Raw genomic sequence first — 18,306 nt, forward strand, 5'->3', positions numbered from 1 at the left:
CTACTCCTTGCCGGCGAGGTGAAGGGCAGCGAGGTAACCGAACGTCATCGCGGGTCCGATGGTGCCGCCTGGCCCCGGGTAGGTGTGTCCCATCACCGGCGAGCTGACGTTGCCCGCCGCGTAGAGGCCAGCGATGATCGAGTCGTCGTCGCGTAGCGCACGGCCGTGCACGTCGGTGCGCACGCCGCCCTTGGTGCCGAGGTCGCCCGGCACCATCTTGGCCGCGTAGTACGGCGCGTGGCTGAGCTCGCCGAGGTTGGGGTTGGGCTTGTTCGTCGGGTCGCCGTAGTAGCGGTCGTAAGCACTCTCGCCGCGCTTGAAGTCCTCGTCGACACCGGATCGGGCGAACCCGTTGAAGCGCTCGACGGTGGCCTTCAGCGCGTCGGCGGACAACCCGGTCGATCCGGCCAGCTCCTCGAGCGTGTCAGCCTTGACGATCACGCCGGACTCCATCCACTTCTTCGGAATCCGTTGGCCCGGTTGCAGACCCGCGAAGATGAACCGGTCCCGGTATTGCTGGTCGAAGATCAGCCAGGCCGGAATGTTCTCGCCGGGCCCCGCGCCTTGCCCGTACTGGCCGCCGTACATATTGTGGCCGGCCTCGACGTAGGGCATCGATTCGTTCATGAACCGCTTGCCTGCCATGTTGACGATGATCGCTCCGGGGGAGTTGCGCTCAGACAGCGCGAACCACGGAGCGCCCACCAACGGCACCGTCGGACCCCACCAGGCGTCCTCCATCAACTCCAAAGCGGCGCCGAGCTTTTCGGCCGCCAAGATGCCGTCGCCGGTGTTCGCAGCCGCGCCAACGGTCCACTCGGTGGTGATCGGCGCGCGCTGGTACTTCACCCGCATCTGCTCGTTGTGCTCGAACCCGCCGCTGCCGAGGATCACGCCGCGGCGTGCCTTGATCAGTTGCGGCTCAGCTGATTCCGGCCCGGTCGTGTCCCGAACGTAGACTCCGCGTACGGTGCCGTCGGAGACGTAGAGATCCGTCAGTGCGGTGTTGAGCAGCACCGGGACGCCAGCCTTTTGCAACCCGATGCGCAGCGGCGCGATCAGCGCCCGACCCATGCCGACCAGGTTCTTGCCGGTGGCATTGGCCCACACCGAGCGCACGCCCACCTTGAGGCTGCGCAGCAGCCCACGCGGGTGGCGCTTGAGTTGGTTCAGCCGGACGTAGTCCTGCTGCATCACCACCATGTTCAGCGGGACCTTGCCGTACGGCGGTTCGAGTCCCTTCTCGTCGGCGCCAAGTTTCTTGGCGTTGAACGGCTTTGGCTCGACCGACCGACCCGTCGGCTTACCGCCCGGGCTCTCGGGGTAGTAGTCGGAGTATCCGGGCACCCAGCACAGCTTCAGGGGCGAGTTCTTGAGCACGAACGACAGCATCTCCGGCCCGCGCTCGAGGTAGGTGTCGATCTTCTCGCCCGGAACGACGTCGCCGATGATGCTGTGCAGGTATTCGGCGGCGGCGGCGGGGCTGTCTTTGACACCGTCGCGCTTGAGGATCTCGTTGTTTGGGATCCACACGCCACCACCTGACCGCGCAGTGGAACCTCCGTAGTGCGGGGCCTTCTCAACGACTACTGTCGAGAGTCCCTGGCGGGCAGCGGTGAGGGCGGCGACCATGCCGGCGGCGCCACTGCCGACCACGACGACGTCGTACTCCTGCTCAGTCATATAGAACACGTTATAGAATTGCCCGGCCGACCCACAACTGTGCCGGTGGAAGAAACGAGGGGACTTCACCAATGCTCTCCGTCGAGGTGCGCGACTGGTTGGCCGCCGACTTGGCCCAAGCCGAGCGCAGCCGCGTGTCCATCAGCCCGCTGACCACCAGGGAAACCGACATCGACGTCGTCGACGCCTATGAGATTCAGCTGATCAACATCCGGCAGCGGGTTGCCGAGGGCGCTCGCGTCATAGGTCACAAGGTCGGGCTCTCGTCCGAGGCGATGCAGAAGATGATGAACGTCGATGAACCCGACTACGGCCATCTGCTCGACGAGATGGAGGTGTTCGAGGACCAGCCGGTCAAGACAGGCAGGTTCCTCTACCCGCGCGTCGAGGTCGAGGTCGGTTTCATCCTCGCCGACGACCTCCCCGGCGAAGGCTGCACCGAGGACGACGTGCTGGCCGCGACGGCTGCGTACGCCCCCTCGATCGAATTGATCGACACCAGGATCACCGACTGGAAGATCAAACTGTGCGACACCATCGCCGACAACGCCTCGTCGGCCGGCTGGGTGCTCGGCAAGGAGCGGGTCTCGCCCAAGGACATCGACATCTGCAACATCGACGCGGTGTTGACGTGCAACGGTGAGGTCGTCGCCGAGGGCAGAAGCGATGCGGTGCTGGGCAATCCGGTTACCGCGGTGGCGTGGCTGGCCCGCAAGGTCGACCAGTTCGGCGTGCGGTTGAAGGCCGGCGACATCGTCCTGCCCGGGTCGTGCACGCGTGCGATAGATGCACGTCCAGGCGACGATTTCGTAGCCACGTTCGACGGGCTAGGTTCCGTCCATCTGTCTTTTGAATAAGGAGAGTTCACATGCCTGACAAGGCATCAGTCGCGATCGTCGGATCCGGGAACATCAGCACCGACCTGCTGTACAAACTGCTGCGGTCGGAGTGGCTCGAGCCGCGCTGGATGATCGGCATCGATCCTGAGAGCGAGGGTTTGGCGCGCGCCCGCAAGCTGGGCCTGGAGACCTCCCACGAGGGGGTGGACTGGTTGCTCGCGCTCGACGAAAAGCCGGACCTGGTGTTCGAGGCCACCAGCGCCTACGTGCACCGCGACGCCGCGCCGAAGTACGAGGCAGCTGGCATCCGCGCCATCGACCTGACCCCGGCGGCGGTCGGGCCTGGCGTGATTCCGCCGGCCAACCTGCGCGCGCACCTGGATGCCCCCAACGTCAACATGGTCACCTGCGGTGGGCAGGCCACCATCCCGATGGTCTACGCCGTTTCTCGTGTCGTCGACGTGCCGTACGCCGAGATCGTGGCGTCGGTGTCGTCGGCGTCTGCCGGGCCAGGGACGCGGGCCAACATCGACGAGTTCACCAAGACCACCAGCGCAGGCATCGAGGTCATCGGCGGCGCGCAGCGCGGCAAGGCCATCATCATCCTCAATCCGGCGGATCCGCCAATGATCATGCGCGACACCATCTTCTGCGCCATCCCCGAGGACGCCGACCAGGACGCGATCTCCAAGTCCATCAAGGAGGTCGCCGCGGAGGTGCAGACCTACGTGCCGGGCTACCGGTTGCTCAACGAACCGCAGTTCGACCCGCCATCGATGCACTCGGGTGGCCAGGCGCTGGTGACGGTCTTCGTCGAGGTGGAGGGTGCGGGGGATTACCTTCCGCCCTACGCTGGAAATCTCGACATCATGACCGCCGCGGCGACGAAGGTCGGCGAGGAGATCGCGAAGGAACGCGCGTCAGTATCCGAAGGAGCGCAAGCATGAGCGTCCAGGACGACATCTTCTTCAACCCGATCTGGGACGTGCGCATGACGGACACGTCGCTACGCGACGGTTCGCACCACAAGCGCCACCAGTTCACCAAGGACGAGGTCTTCGCCATCGTCAGCGCGCTCGATGCCGCCGGCGTTCCGGTCATCGAGGTGACGCACGGCGACGGCCTCGGCGGGTCGAGCTTCAACTACGGCTTCTCCAAGACTCCCGAGCAGGAACTCATCAAGCTGGCGGCCGAGACGGCCAAGGAGTCGAAGATCGCCTTCCTGATGCTGCCGGGTCTTGGCACCAAGGACGACATCAAGGAAGCCCAGCAGAACGGCGGCTCGATCTGCCGCGTCGCCACGCACTGCACCGAGGCCGACGTGTCGATCCAGCACTTCGGGTTCGCACGCGACCTTGGCCTCGAGACGGTCGGCTTCCTGATGATGGCGCACACCATTCCGCCGGAAAAGCTTGCCGCCCAGGCTCGGATCATGGCCGACGCCGGTTGCCAGTGCGTGTACGTCGTCGACTCCGCTGGCGCACTCGTCCTCGAAGGCGTGGCCGACCGGGTGGCCGCCCTGGTCGCCGAACTGGGGTCGGATGCTCAAGTTGGTTTTCATGGCCACGAGAACCTTGGGCTGGGCGTGGCCAACAGCGTGGAGGCCGTGCGGGCAGGCGCCAAGCAGATCGACGGCAGCACCCGCCGTTTCGGCGCAGGCGCGGGCAATGCGCCGGTCGAGGCCATGATCGGCGTGTTCGACAAGATCGGCGTCAAGACCGGCATCGACTTCTTCGAGATCGCCGACGCGGCCGAGGACGTCGTACGGCCCGCCATGCCCGCAGAGTGCCTGCTCGATCGCAACGCGCTGGTCATGGGCTACTCCGGGGTGTACTCGAGCTTCCTCAAGCACGCCATCCGCCAGTCGGAGCGCTACGGCGTGCCCGCGCACAAGCTGCTGCACCGCGCCGGCCAGCGCAAGCTGATCGGCGGCCAGGAGGACCAGTTGATCGACATCGCGCTGGAGCTCAAGCGCGAGCAGGACGCCGCGTCCGCCTAGCCGTGGGCGTCACACTGGCCACAAGTACGGCCCGCTAACCAAGTTTTTTCGAATCTCGGTACACCCCAGCTGGCCTGCGGGGACGTCGTCGATGTGCAGCAGGCGTGCGGACCCCGGGTGTTTAGCCCCCGGGCTCAGGGCTATGCCTTGACGGCGATCACCGAATCGCAGATGTCCGAAGACGGAACCGAGAAAGGAACGTCGGAATGACTTCGATGAAATTATCCGAGAACACCGTTCGCCGCGGGCTGTACGGAATGCTCGCCGGCGGCCTGCTAGGTGGCGTAGCGACGGCAGCGATCGTGCTGCCCAGCGCGAACGCAGCGCCTGACGAGTGCACCGCGAGCGGCATGGCGAGCACACAGAGCACGGTGCAGACGTCGATGAGCACGTACCTGCAGATGCATCCGCAGACCAACCAGGCGCTGACGGACATCGCGAAGCAGGCGCCCAGCGAGGCGGAGGTGTCGTACCAGACGTACTTCACTCAGAACCCGACGGTCGCCACCGACCTGAAGGGTCTGCAGAAGCCCGTCATCGAACTCAACTCGCAGTGTGGAATCCAGTCGACCTCCAACCAGTTGACTGACGCACTGAAGACGACTTAACAGAAAGCCAGGGCACGATGGGGCGGTGACTTCCGCTCCTACGGTCCGCCGAGTGCGGCCCGGTTCCCTGGAGGTTCTGCTCGTAAGCCTCATCGCGCTGGCGACCTTCGCCAGCGCGATGAGTGCGTTCGTTGCCGATCGTCCCGACCTCAGCGTGGCGGCGACGGTGTTCTGCGGCGTATTCGTGCAGGCGCTGCCGTTCCTGGTGCTCGGCGTGGTGTTGAGCGGGCTCATCGCGGCCTTCGTCAGCGCTGAGCGGTTGAGTCGGTGGTTGCCGACCAGACCCGCGCTGGCCGTGGCCGTCGCCGGAGTCGGAGGTGCGGCACTGCCGGGCTGCGAGTGTGCGTCAGTCCCGGTGGCGCGCAGGCTGTTCGGATCCGGCACCAGCGGCGCAGCAGCCCTGACTTTCATGCTGTCCGCGCCTGCGATCAACCCCGTCGTGCTGGTCGCCACCGCGGTCGCGTTTCCTGGCCAACCCGCGATGGTCGTGGCCCGCTGCGTGGCGTCACTGGCCACCGCCGTCGCGATGGGGCTGCTGTGGTCGCGCTTCGGGCGCTCCGAATGGGTCACCCGTCATCCCCCTGCTCCTCCCGCGGACGGCGACGCCTCACGCTGGACGGTGTTCAGCGAGGCCGCTCGCCACGACTTCCTACAGGCGTCGGCCTACCTGGTGGTCGGCGCCGCGGCGGCCGCCGCGCTGCGAGTGCTGGTTCCGCCGTGGATGTTCGAACGGCTCGCCGGCCACCTGATCCTCGGGGTGCTGACGATGGCGCTGCTCGCCGTGGTGCTGGCGCTGTGCTCCGAGGCCGACGCCTTCGTGGCGGCCAGCCTGACGATGCTGCCACTGCTGCCGCGGCTGGTGTTCCTCGTCGTCGGCCCCGCGATCGACGTCAAGCTCGCCGCCATGCAGGCCGGCATGTTCGGCCGCCGGTTCGCCGTGCGATTCGGACCGGCGACCTTCGTCGTGGCGACCGTGATCGCGACCGTCGTCGGGCTGGCGATCCTGGGGAGCGGCACGTGAGTCGCGCCACCCAGCACCTCGTCCTTCTGCTGATCGGCCTCAGCACGGCGGTGATGCTGTTCAAGGGCTCGTACCTCAACTACGTGCGGCCGGCGTTGCTGCCGTGGTTGATCGCCGCCGCGGCGGTGCTCATCGTGCTCGGCGTGACGGGCATCGTCTTCGACCTCAGGTCCGTCACACACGAACACGGGCATGCCCACCAGACGTGGCTCACCTGGGTGCTGCTCATTCCGATCGCGCTGGTCGCGTTCGTGGTTCCGCCTCCGCTCGACGCCCGCGGCGCCAACCCGCCGCCCGCGGCGGTCAGGGCTCCCCAACCGCGGCCCTTCCCGGCGCTGCCGCCAGGGCCCGCCCCCGAGGTCTCGCTACCTGAAACCGTCATGCGTGCGGCTGCCGACTCCACCCACTCGCTGGATGGTCGGACGATTACGCTGACCGGATTCACGGTGACTCACGGGGGCGTGGTGGACCTCGGACGCGTGGTCATCGTCTGTTGCGCCGCAGATGCCCAGCTCGCCAGGGTGCACCTGTCCGGCCCCGGGGCGGCGACCGTCGCGGGTCAGCCCGACGACACCTGGATGCGGATTACCGGCACGATCCGGCCCGGCTCGTCGCATGCCGACGACGGATTCATCCCGACGATGGTGGTCACCGACGCCGCGCGCATCGACAAGCCCAAGAACGCCTACGCGTACTAACCGCGTCGGACCGGCAGGGCACGATGGACCCATGGCCGATTCCCCGTCGCTTCGCTCGCCCCAGGTGGCAACCCGGGCTGACGCGCAGGCGATCCTCGAACAGCTGGCCGGGCCGACGGCCACGTTGCGCGACGACCAGTGGACGGCCATCGAGGCATTGGTGGTGCACCGGCGCAGGGCGCTGGTCGTGCAGCGCACCGGGTGGGGCAAGTCGGCGGTGTACTTCATCGCCGCCAAACTGCTGCGCGCCTCTGGACATGGCGCCACCGTCATCGTGTCGCCGTTGTTGGCGTTGATGCGCAACCAGGTAGCCGCGGCGGAGCGGGCCGGAGTGCACGCCGCGACCATCAACTCCAGCAATGTCGCCGACTGGGCCGAGATCCACGAACGGGTGCGCGGCGGCGAGCTCGACGTGCTGCTGGTCAGCCCGGAACGGTTGAACAACCCAGACTTTCGCGATCAGGTACTACCGGCGCTGGCGCGCGACGCTGGCCTGGTGGTCGTGGACGAGGCGCATTGCGTATCCGACTGGGGCCACGACTTCCGGCCGGACTATCGGCGCATCCGCACCCTCATCGGCGAGTTGGGCTCGGATGTGCCCGTGCTGGCCACCACGGCCACCGCCAACGACAGGGTGGTCGACGACGTTGCCACCCAGTTGGGCGTGGGAGGGCAGGACACGCTGGTACTGCGCGGCGGGCTCGACCGCGAGTCGTTGCGGCTGTCGGTGGTAAAGGCGGGCAACCCAGCTCAGCGCGCGGCTTGGCTTGCGGCGCAAATAGATTCGCTGCCGGGCTCCGGGATTGTGTACACGTTGACCGTCACGCAGGCGCGTGACGTCGCGACGCTGTTGCGGGAGCAGGGCCACCGGGTGGAGGCCTACACCGGCTCGACTGAGGCGGCCGAACGCGAACAACTCGAAGCGGACCTGTTGGCCAACCGCGTCAAGGCGCTCGTCGCCACGTCAGCGCTTGGGATGGGTTTCGACAAACCCGATCTCGGCTTCGTGGTGCACCTCGGCGCACCGTCCTCGCCGATCGCTTACTACCAGCAGGTCGGCCGCGCGGGCCGCTCGACAGCGAGCGCCGAGGTCATCCTGCTGCCCGGTCGCGAGGACCAAGACGTATGGCGATACTTCGCGTCCGTCGCGTTCCCGTCAGAACGCATGGTGCGCAATGTGATTGACGCGCTCGAACCCGATCGTCCGCAGTCGACACCCGCACTGGAACCGCTCGTCGACCTCGGTCGGACTCGGTTGGAGATGGTGCTCAAGGTGCTCGACGTCGACGGCGCGGTCCGGAGAGTGAAAGGCGGCTGGGTCAGCACCGGGGAGCCGTGGGACTACGACGAACCGCGCTATCGGAAACTCGACGACGCGCGTAAGCGGGAACAGCAGGCCATGCTCGACTATCAGGCCACCGACAGCTGCCGGATGGCCTTCCTGCGCGGCCAACTCGACGATCCCGAACTCGGCGAGGGTGAGCGCTGCGGGCGCTGCGACAACTGCACGGGGGTACGTGCCAGCGGCGACGTCGACGAAACCGCCGCCGAGCAGACCAGGGCGCGGCTGATGCGACCGGGAGTGGAGCTCGCACCGCGCAAGCAGTGGCCCTCCGGACTTGGCAAGCTCGGCGTTCAGCTCAGCGGCAAGATATCCGACGGACCCGCGCCGGGTCGCGTCATCGGCAGGCTGACCGACCTCGGTTGGGGTGCACGACTTAGGCGGCTGCTCGACGAACCAGATGCCGAGGTGTCCGATGACGTCGTCCAGGCGGCGGTGAAGGTGCTGGCGTCGTGGGACTGGGACACCCGGCCGAAGGCGGTGCTGGCGCTGGACTCGGACCGCCATCCGCTGCTCATCTCGTCGCTGGCGCGTGAGCTCGCTCGGCTCGGGCGGCTGACCGACCTCGGGATCCTGCAGTACGCGCCGGAACGCACGCCGGTGAACGCGGCCAACTCCGCTTATCGCGTCGCGGCCCTGAACGGATCGTGGCTGCCGCCGGATCCGGAGGCCGTCGCGGCCGTGGACGGGCCGGTGTTGCTCGTCGACGATCTGTCCGACACGGGCTGGACGTTGACGATGGCGGCCCGCGTCGTGCGTGCGGCCGGTGCCCCCGCGGTGCTTCCCTTCGCGGTGGCCAGCACCAACTGACCGGCCGGCGCTTGGTAACAGCTTCGTAGTCGCTGGCGAAGTCATGTCCAGTGGCCGGGGAGAAGTGTCCAGTGGCCCGAACCAAGGAGTGAATCCATGAATCGTGCCCGTCGCCGCGCCGCGTTCGGCATCTTCGCCGCCGGTGCCACCTGCGCAGTGCTGAGTCTGCCCTCGGCGAGTGCCGACCCAGTCGAGCCGAGCACCCCGGTGGCACCGCCCGCCGCTGCCGCGGACGACTGCACCGCTGCCGGACTGGCCAAGACGATCAGTTCGGTCACGGCCGCACAGGAGACGTACTTCGCGGCCCACCCCGACCTCAACCAGCAGCTGATCGAATTCACCCGGCAGTCCGCGTTTTCGGCGATGGGGTCGTTCAACGACTACTTCAAGGAGCATCCCGAGCAGGCCGACGAGCTGCGGGTCATCCAAGGGCCGCTGGGCGCCTTCAAGGACCGTTGCGGCATGCAGGTCGCGCCCACCGACGCGCTCGCGGTGCTCGGCGACCTCTAGGACGCCGGCGGGGAGACGGCGCTGGCGGTCTGCACGTCGCACCGACGATTGTTGTTATCGCAAATGATTCGGCGTTTGCGGTATTTGCGCATGCAAGTTCTCTGGGATGAGCTGAGCTACACGTTTTTGCTAGCCAGACTCGTTTGCCACAGGGGGCGGCAACCCCGCGGTTGACCTGGTTATTCTTGGTCCGGCCAACGTGTGACCAGTCCTTCTTGTGAATTTGCTGATTGCTCGAAGAGGCGCGCAACGCCTGCGGTCACTCCGGCAGAATGGCTCTAGTCCGTTCGCGCGGCATCGCTCAACGGGAGCTGGCTGCCATCCCTGAGCACCTCGAAATTGCAGCGCGCCTTGTACCGGAACTAATGGCGAGCATTGGTGCTGCCAGCGACTCAGGCACGTTCCTTGACCCACCTCGTCGTAAAGCGCTCGATTGCGAAGATGCGCTGAGCCGACGAGCGGGCCCATGATGGGATCGACCAGGGGCGCCTTAAGCTTCACCGTCGCTTTGCATTTGAGCCGTATGCCGTTCTGGTCAGCGCAGTAGGCGCCGTACCGACCCCGAAGCCGACCGCTCCGTGGCGCACCATGCTGACCCCGCCGCCCTACCACCGCCTCAGCGATCGGGTTTCCACATTTCATCGTGGACGACTCGCCGTATGCGGGGAACGAACGCTGGTAGCAAGTCCTGGCAGCCCACATGTCAGCCCTCCCCGACGACTATCGCAGTCGCAGCGCCGTAGGCGTCCCCGGGTCAACTTGTCCACATCGCCGAGGCCAGGGGCGTTGCAAATCGCGCCAGCCAGCAGTCCTGCCCGGCACATGCGACGTGGCTTTGCTGATCTCGGGCCGACGCGTCGACGGAGTAGTCGATCGAACCGGGCGCAGCAACAGAGCAGATCTGGATCGGCGATTTTTGCACGGACGTCAAACGAAATGGCTATGCTCCTGAAACTGCAAGGACCAGTTAATAGCTGGAGTGGGCCACAGACAGACAACGTTCAGCAAGCTTTCGGAGCACAGCCCTGCATCCGGAACGTTGAATGACGTCAGACCGTCCGTCCATTCCAGGTGGGGAGGGAACCGCGTGAGCATCAATCCGTTCGACGACGACAACGGCAGCTTTTTCGTCCTGGTCAACGACGAGGAGCAACACAGCCTTTGGCCGACTTTCGCCGACGTCCCCGCCGGCTGGCGGGTGGCCTACGGCGAATCGGACCGGGCGGCGTGTCTGGAGTACATCGAACAGAACTGGCCCGATATACGGCCGAAGAGTCTGAGGGATCGACTGGCTAAGAGCCAGGAAGCCAGCAGGTAAAGGCGATGGGGGGCATGGAAATCAGATCACGCGGTGGGGGAAACCGATGCAGTTTGACGATGGCGTACTACCTGTAACACGTGCACAGCTAGACATCTGGCTTGCAGCGCAGGCGGCTCAGACCAGCACGGAGTGGCAACTCGGCCTCTTCGTGAAAATCGAGGGCACGGTAGAACGTGATGCCCTCGAGTGGGCGATCCGTCGTGTGTTGCAAGAGGCCGAACCGGTCAGGGCCACCTTCTTCGAGAAGGATGGTCAGGTCTTCCAACGGTCGGTCGATTTTCAGGATGTCGAGCTGGCCTTCTATGACCTGACCGGCTCATCGCAGCCCGTACAGGAAGCCCGGGAAGCGGCGGCTGCCATTCAACGCACGCCGATGCCGTTGACCGGACCTCTGTTCAAATTTGCTTTGTTCCAGACGCAATCTGACGAATACTGCTTCTTCGGGTGCTGCCATCACATGGTTCTCGACGGATCCGGTATTGCGCTGGTAGGCCATCGAATTGCATCTGTCTATTCGGCAGTCGTCTCTGGCGCACCCATCCCGACCGCGTTGTTCGGCTCTTTGGCCGATCTCGTTGAGCGCGAGTCGGACTACGAGGCATCCGATGACTACCTGGACGACCAGGCCTACTGGATCAAGAATCTTGGCCAGGGGGGCGAACCGCACCATCGAGCGCTACGGGCCGCCGGCGAGAGCGACACGTATTGGCCCTCTGCGCCGGTGCAATTCGACCCAGAAGTTCTTCGCCGGGTTGAGGACCTGTCCGAAACATGGAATATCCCTCGAACAGCGCTCCTCACCGCGGCGTGCGCACTCTTGGTGCGTGGATGGCACGGCCACGGTCCGGAAGTGGTCCTCGACTTCCCGGTCACCCGTCGGGTGCATCCGGAATCAAAGACGATGCCCGGGATGGTCGCGGGGGTTGTGCCATTGGTATTGAAGGCGCCACCAGAAGCCTCGGTCGTCGACTTTTGTGAGCATGTCGACACGCAAATACGGGAAGCGCTGCGGCATCAACGCTTTCCAGTGCATGCCATCGAACGCAAAGTCGACTTCCGCGGACCAGGCGAGCTGGCCAACAGGGTCAACGTCAATTTTCTTCCGTCTACGTTCGCTTTTGACTTCGGTGGTGCGCCAGCGTCGGCGTCATTGGTCAATGCAGGCGTTGTCGGCGGCTTCGGGCTGATTTTCTCGGGCGCCGACAATCATCTCTTTCTCAGCACGATGGGCGCTGGGCCGTTCTCGAACCTCGACGCAGCCGAGCTAACAAGCCGGTTAGAGCGGGTGTTGGAGGCGATGACGGCTGATCCGGAGCGGTCGTTGTCATCGGTGGATGTGTTGGATGAGGGTGAGCGTGCTCGGCTCGATGGGCTGGGTAATCGCGGGGTGCTGACCGCGTCGGCGTCGGAGGTGTCGGTTCCAGTTCTGTTCGCTGAGCAAGTGGGTCGGGTGCCCGAGGCGGTGGCGATCCGTTGCGGGGATCGCTCGCTTTCCTACCGGGAGCTGGATGAGGCGGCGAATCGGTTGGCGCATGTATTGGCCGGTTTGGGAGCCGGTCCTGGGCGGTACGTGGCGTTGCTGTTCGACCGATCGATCGAGGCGGTTACGGCGATTTTGGCGGTGTTGAAGTCGGGGGCGGCGTATCTGCCGATCGATCCGGCGCAACCGGACGCGCGGGTGCAGTTCATGCTCGCTGATGCCGCTCCGATCGCAGCGTTGAGCACCGCGGGGTTGATCGGGCGGCTCAGTGGGTGTGGATTGCCGGTCATCGACGTCACCGATGGGCGGGTTGGTGATTTGCCGACTGCGGCGTTGGTGGCGCCGGTGGCTGAGGACGTCGCGTATCTGATGTACACCTCGGGCACGACGGGAACCCCGAAGGGGGTGGCGATCACCCACGGCAACGTCACTCAGTTGCTGGCGTCGGTGGATCCGGCGTTGGCCGGTCCGGAACGGGTGTGGACGCAGTGGCACTCGTTGGTATTCGACGTGTCGGTGTGGGACATCTTTGGCGCGCTGTTGCATGGCGGCCGGTTGGTGGTGGTGCCCGAGGAGGTCGCCCGCTCACCCGAGGATTTGCACGCGTTGTTGGTCGCCGAGCGGGTCGATGTGTTGAGCCAGACCCCGTCGGCCGCGGGTGCGCTGTCGCCGCAGGGGTTGGAGTCGGCGGCGCTGGTGGTGGCCGGTGAGGCGTGTGCGGCCGAGGTGGTGGATCGGTGGGCGCCGGGTCGGGTGATGATCAACGCCTACGGTCCGACCGAGGCGACGGTGTATGCCACGATGAGCGCCCCGCTGACGACGGGTTCGGGGCCGGTGCCGATCGGCGGGCCGGTGCCCGGCGCAGCGGTGTTCGTGCTGGATGGGTGGTTGCGGCCAGTGCCGGCTGGGGTGGTCGGCGAGTTGTACGTGGCCGGGCGTGGAGTCGGGCTGGGGTATCTGGGTCGGGCCGGGTTGAGTGGGTCGCGGTTCGTGGCGTGCCCGTTCGCGCCTGGGGCGCGGATGTATCGCACCGGGGATTTGGTGTGCTGGGGTGCTGATGGGCAGTTGCAGTATTTGGGTCGCGCCGATGAGCAGGTCAAGATCCGCGGGTACCGCATCGAGTTGGGCGACATTCAGTCCGCGTTGGCGGATATGGATGGGGTGGAACAGGCGGTAGTGATCGCCCGGGAGGATCGGCCCGGGGACAAGCGGTTGGTCGGTTACGTCACCGGTAGCGCCGACGGGCCCAAAGTTCGCACTCAACTCTTGCAGCGGTTGCCGGGGTACATGGTGCCTGCGGCGGTGGTGGTGTTGGAGTGCTTGCCGTTGACGGTGAACGGGAAGTTGGATCGCCGGGCGTTGCCGGCCCCGGAGTACGTCGATGCCGATGCCTACCGGGCCCCGGGCACGGTCACCGAGGAGTTGGTGGCCGGCATCTATGCGCAGGTGTTGGGGTTGGAGCGGGTCGGGGCCGATGACTCGTTCTTCGATCTGGGTGGGGATTCGCTGTCGGCGATGCGGGCGGTGGCCGCGGTGAACAAGGCGTTGGGTGCGGGTCTTTCGGTGCGGGCGCTGTTCGAGGCGCCGTCGGTGGCGGGGTTGTCGGCGCGGGTGGGTGAGGCCGGTGATGGGTTGGCGCCGTTGGTCGCTGGGCCGCGGCCGGCGGTGGTGCCGTTGTCGTTTGCCCAGAATCGGTTGTGGTTCTTGGATCAGTTGCAGGGGCCCTCGGCGACGTATCACATGCCGGTGGCGTTGCGGTTGAGCGGGCCGTTGGACGTGGCGGCGTTGGGTGCGGCGGTGGCTGACGTGGTGGGCCGGCACGAGAGTTTGCGCACGGTGTTCGCGGCGGTGGGGGGGATCCCGCAGCAGGTGGTGGTGGACGCGGCGGCCGCTGATTGTGGGTGGCAGGTCGTTGATGCGGTGGGCTGGTCGGCGGCGGAATTGGAGGCGGCGGTGGCCGCGGTGGTGGGTGCCGCGTTCGACTTGAGTACCGAGATTCCCTTGCGGGCCCGGCTGTTTCGGGTGGCAGAGGTGGAGCACGTGTTGGTGGCGGTGGTGCATCACATCGCCGCCGATGGTGGGTCGATCGCCCCGTTGGTGGGCGATTTGGGGGTGGCCTATGAGGCGCGCCGCGCGGGTCGGGTTCCGGGGTGGGCGCCGTTGGCGGTGCAGTACGCCGATTACACGCTGTGGCAGCGCGAACAGCTCGGTGAGATGGAGGACGAGGCCAGTCGTATCGCCGGGCAATTGGCCTATTGGCAGGACGTGTTGGCCGGGATGCCCGAGCAGATGGGGTTGCCCACGGATCGGCCCTATCCGGCGACGGCCGATCACCGGGGGGCCAGTGTGGCCGTGGAGTGGCCCGCGGCGGTGCAGCAGCAGGTGGCGGCGGTGGCCCGCGAGCACGATGCGACCAGTTTCATGGTGGTCCAAGCCGCGTTGGCGGTGTTGTTGTCGAAGTTGAGTGCCAGTTCGGATGTGGCGGTGGGTTTCCCGATCGCGGGGCGCCGGGATCCGGTGCTCGATGAGTTGGTGGGTTTCTTCGTCAACACCTTGGTGCTGCGGGTCGAACTCGATGGTGATCCGACGGTGGCGCAGGTGTTGGGGCAGGTGCGGGCGCGCAGTTTGGGGGCCTTCGAGCATCAGGACGTGCCCTTCGAGGTGTTGGTGGATCGGCTCAATCCGACGCGCAGCCTGGCTCGTCATCCGTTGGTGCAGGTGATGTTGGCCTGGCAGAACTTCGCCGGGTACGACGTCGATGCCATGTTGGGTGATGTGCAGGTGACCCCGTTGGCCGCGGATACCGCGACAGCTCGGGTGGACGTGACGTTCTCCCTGTCCGAACGCTTCGACGGCGTTGGTGAGCCGGCGGGTATCGGTGGGGTGGTGGAGTTCCGCACCGATGTGTTCGATGCCGCCAGCATCGAGGCCCTGGTGGGGCGGTTGGCGCGAGTGTTGGCGGCCATGACGGCCGATCCGCAGCAGCAGTTGTCGGGGATCGAGGTGCTCGAGGCCGGGGAGCGGGCCGACCTCGATGGGTTCGCTCGGCGCGCAGTGTTGACTGCGCCGGCGCCGCCGGTATCCGTTCCGGTGGTGTTCGCCGCGCAGGTGGCGCGCACCCCGGATGCGGTGGCGCTGTCTGGTGGGGGCCAGTCGATGACGTATCGGGAACTCGATGAGGCGTCGAATCGGTTGGCGCACTTGTTGGTTGCCCATGGTGCGGGTCCGGGCCGGTGTGTGGCGTTGCTGTTGAACCGGTCGGTCGAGGCGATCACCGCGATCGTGGCGGTACTCAAGTCGGGGGCGGCGTATGTGCCGATCGACCCGGGTCTTCCCGACGCACGGATCGATTTCATGCTTGCCGACGCCGCCCCGGTCGCAGTGATCACGAGCGCTGAGCTGACCGCCCTGCTGGCGGGCCAGGACTTGGCGGTGCTCGAAATCGGCGACCCCGCGATCGCGGGTCAGCCCAGTACCCCGTTGTCCGCCCCCGACGCGGAGGCCGTCGCGCAGATCATCTACACCTCGGGAACCACGGGGATGCCCAAGGGAGTGGGGATCACCCACCGCAACCTGACTCAGTTGGTGGGGTCCTTGGAAGCCGGGCTTGGGCAGGGTCGGGTGTGGACGCAGTGCCACTCCTATGCCTTCGACTTCTCGGTGTGGGAGCTTTGGGGTGCGTTGTTCGGTGGGGGCAGGCTGGTGGTGGTGCCTGAATCGGTGACCGCCTCCCCCCAGGACTTCCACGCCCTGCTGGTCGCTGAGCGGGTCGATGTGTTGACCCAGACGCCGTCGGCGGTGGGCATGTTGTCGCCCGACGGTCTTGAGTCGGTGGCGTTGCTGCTCGGCGGAGAGCCCTGCCCGGCCGAGGTGGTGGATCGGTGGGCGCTCGGGCGCGTGATGATCAACGCCTACGGCCCGACCGAAACCACCATCTATGCGTCGATGAGCAGGCCGCTGACCCCTGGTTCGGGGCCGGCGCCCGTCGGTGTGCCGGTGGCCGGGGCGGCCGTGTTCGTTCTGGACCGATTCCTGCACCAGGTGCCCGCCGGTGTGGTCGGCGAAATCTACGTCGCAGGCACCGGGGTTGGGTGCGGCTACCTCGGGCGGGCCGGGTTGAGTGGGTCGCGGTTCGTGGCGTGCCCGTTCGGCGGCCTCGGGGCGCGGATGTATCGCACCGGGGATCTGGGGTGCTGGGGTGCTGATGGGCAGTTGCAGTATCTGGGTCGCGCTGATGAGCAGGTCAAGATCCGTGGGTACCGCATCGAGTTGGGTGAGGTCAGCGCCGCACTGAGCGCACTGGACGGGGTGGAGCAGGCGGTGGTGATCGCCCGGGAGGACCGTCCCGGGGACAAGCGGCTGGTCGGCTATGTCACCGAGACCGCCACCGGCACAACGAATCCGATGGCGATGCGGGCGGCGTTGGCGCAGCGGCTACCGGCCCACATGGTGCCCGCGGCGGTGGTGGTGTTGGACTGCGTGCCGTTGACGGTGAACGGGAAGTTGGATCGGCCGGCGTTGCCGGCTCCGGGGTACGTCGATGCCGATGCCTACCGGGCGCCGTCGACTCCCACCGAGGAGATCGTGGCCGGCATCTACGCCCAGGTGTTGGGGTTGGAGCGGGTCGGGGTGGATGACTCGTTCTTCGATCTCGGCGGCGACTCACTACTGGCCATGCGGGTGATCTCCGCGATCAACGCCAGCTTGGATTCCGCAGTTGCGGTGCGGACCCTGTTCGATGCGCCCACGGTGGCGCAGTTGGCACCGCGTATTGGCGAGGGATCGGGTCGGCGCAAGCCGTTGGCGGTGCAACAGCGGCCGGCGGTGGTGCCGTTGTCGTTTGCCCAGAATCGGTTGTGGTTCCTCAACCGGTTCGAGGGTGGGGTGGCGACCTACAACATGCCGATCGCGTTCCGGATCGACGGAGACCTCGACGTCGAGGTGTTGGATGCGGCGCTGGACGACGTGATCGCCCGGCACGAGTCGTTGCGCACGGTGTTTCCCGACCTGGAGGGGGTGGCCTTTCAGCAGGTGTTGGCACCCGAGGCGGGCAGCTGGCGCCGTGGTGGCCCGGCGGTGGTGGCGTTGGCGGAGTCCGAGGTGGCTGCTGAGCTGATCGCGTTGGCCGGGTATCGCTTCGATTTGTCCAGTGAGATCCCGATCCGGGCGCAGCTCTACGCGGTGGGTCCCGAGCAGTACGTGCTGGGGATGGTGTTGCATCACATCGTCTTCGATGGCTGGTCGATGGCGCCGATGGTGCGCGATGTGGCTCAGGCGTATGCGGCGCGCCGCGCCGGGCGGGCTCCGGGCTGGGCGCCGTTGCCGGTGCAGTACGCCGATTACACGTTGTGGCAACAGGATTGGTTGGGGGTGGAGTCCGATCCCGACAGTGTGACCGCCACTCAGTTGGGCTATTGGCGCCAGGAGTTGGCCGGGTTGCCCGAGGTGGTGTCGTTGCCGACGGATCGGGCTCGCCCGGCGGTGCCCAGTTACCGCGGTGACGGGGTGACGATGGGCATCGACGCGCAGACCTGGGCGGGGGTCAAGGCGTTGGCCGCGGCCCATGACGTGACGGTCTCGATGGTGTTGCAGGCGGCGATGGCGGTGCTGTTGCATCGGGCCGGGGTCGGGGAGGACGTGGCGTTGGGCACGCCGGCCGCGGGGCGGATGGATCCCGCGCTCGACGAGTTGGTCGGGTTCTTCGTCAACACCTGGGTGTTGCGGGTGGGGGTGAGCTCTCAGCAGCGCTTCGACGAGGTGCTCGAGCAGGTGCGGTCCAAGGCGCTGGATGCCTTCGGCAATCAGGACGTGCCCTTCGAGTTGCTGGTGGAGCGGCTCAACCCGACGCGCTCGGCCTCGCATCATCCGTTGTTCCAGGTGGCCATGGTGTTCCAGAACAACGTGCGTCCGGAGGTGGCGCTGGACGGCGCCACCATTGAGCCGCTCTCGATGGACACCCACACCGCGAAGTTCGATCTGGACTTCGATCTGCGGG

At 66.5% G+C, this 18,306-nt stretch carries 11 protein-coding genes; 10 read left to right on the forward strand and 1 reads right to left on the reverse strand.

Annotated elements, in window-relative coordinates; all coding sequences use genetic code 11:
* Complete coding sequence (gene kstD / locus SLQ30_RS24180; protein ID WP_319449315.1) at nucleotides 1-1,683, reverse strand: 3-oxosteroid 1-dehydrogenase; 1,683 nt, start codon at nucleotides 1,681-1,683, stop codon at nucleotides 1-3.
* 71 nt (nucleotides 1,684-1,754) lie between these two features.
* On the opposite strand from kstD, the gene SLQ30_RS24185 reads away from it, so the two are divergent.
* The 10 genes from SLQ30_RS24185 to SLQ30_RS24230 all read left to right on the forward strand — a co-directional run.
* Nucleotides 1,755-2,540 carry a 2-keto-4-pentenoate hydratase gene (locus SLQ30_RS24185; protein WP_319449316.1) on the forward strand — a complete coding sequence of 262 codons (786 nt, stop codon included), beginning with the start codon at nucleotides 1,755-1,757 and terminating at the stop codon, nucleotides 2,538-2,540.
* An 11-nt stretch (nucleotides 2,541-2,551) separates the two neighbouring features.
* Nucleotides 2,552-3,469: an acetaldehyde dehydrogenase (acetylating) gene (locus tag SLQ30_RS24190; RefSeq protein WP_319449317.1), complete on the forward strand. Its 918-nt coding sequence runs from the start codon at nucleotides 2,552-2,554 to the stop codon at nucleotides 3,467-3,469.
* Entirely contained in the window at nucleotides 3,466-4,521 is a 1,056-nt protein-coding gene (gene dmpG / locus SLQ30_RS24195) for a 4-hydroxy-2-oxovalerate aldolase (protein WP_319449318.1), read from the forward strand. Before SLQ30_RS24190 ends, dmpG begins: the two co-directional genes overlap by 4 nt.
* Before the next feature lie 206 nt (nucleotides 4,522-4,727).
* Nucleotides 4,728-5,129, forward strand: coding sequence for a heme-binding protein (locus SLQ30_RS24200; protein ID WP_319449319.1), 402 nt, complete (start codon nucleotides 4,728-4,730; stop codon nucleotides 5,127-5,129).
* A gap of 52 nt (nucleotides 5,130-5,181) precedes the next feature.
* A complete protein-coding gene (locus SLQ30_RS24205) occupies nucleotides 5,182-6,150 on the forward strand; it encodes a permease (protein ID WP_319449320.1) in 969 nt (322 codons plus the stop codon).
* Entirely contained in the window at nucleotides 6,147-6,848 is a 702-nt protein-coding gene (locus tag SLQ30_RS24210; RefSeq protein WP_319449321.1) for a TIGR03943 family putative permease subunit, read from the forward strand. The genes SLQ30_RS24205 and SLQ30_RS24210 overlap by 4 nt, the downstream gene beginning before the upstream one ends.
* Nucleotides 6,849-6,912: 64 nt before the next feature.
* Complete coding sequence (locus SLQ30_RS24215; protein ID WP_319449340.1) at nucleotides 6,913-9,000, forward strand: RecQ family ATP-dependent DNA helicase; 2,088 nt, start codon at nucleotides 6,913-6,915, stop codon at nucleotides 8,998-9,000.
* 96 nt (nucleotides 9,001-9,096) lie between these two features.
* Nucleotides 9,097-9,510 carry a hemophore-related protein gene (locus SLQ30_RS24220; protein ID WP_319449322.1) on the forward strand — a complete coding sequence of 138 codons (414 nt, stop codon included), beginning with the start codon at nucleotides 9,097-9,099 and terminating at the stop codon, nucleotides 9,508-9,510.
* A 1,087-nt stretch (nucleotides 9,511-10,597) separates the two neighbouring features.
* On the forward strand, nucleotides 10,598-10,828 hold the full coding sequence (locus tag SLQ30_RS24225) for an MbtH family protein (protein ID WP_319449323.1): 231 nt from the start codon (nucleotides 10,598-10,600) through the stop codon (nucleotides 10,826-10,828).
* Nucleotides 10,829-10,874: 46 nt separating this feature from the next.
* The coding region (locus SLQ30_RS24230; RefSeq protein ID WP_319458340.1) for a non-ribosomal peptide synthetase at nucleotides 10,875-18,306 on the forward strand (7,432 nt) is incomplete at its 3' end.

The sequence above is a fragment of the Mycobacterium sp. RTGN4 genome, from assembly GCF_033804635.1.
Taxonomy (GTDB): domain Bacteria; phylum Actinomycetota; class Actinomycetes; order Mycobacteriales; family Mycobacteriaceae; genus Mycobacterium.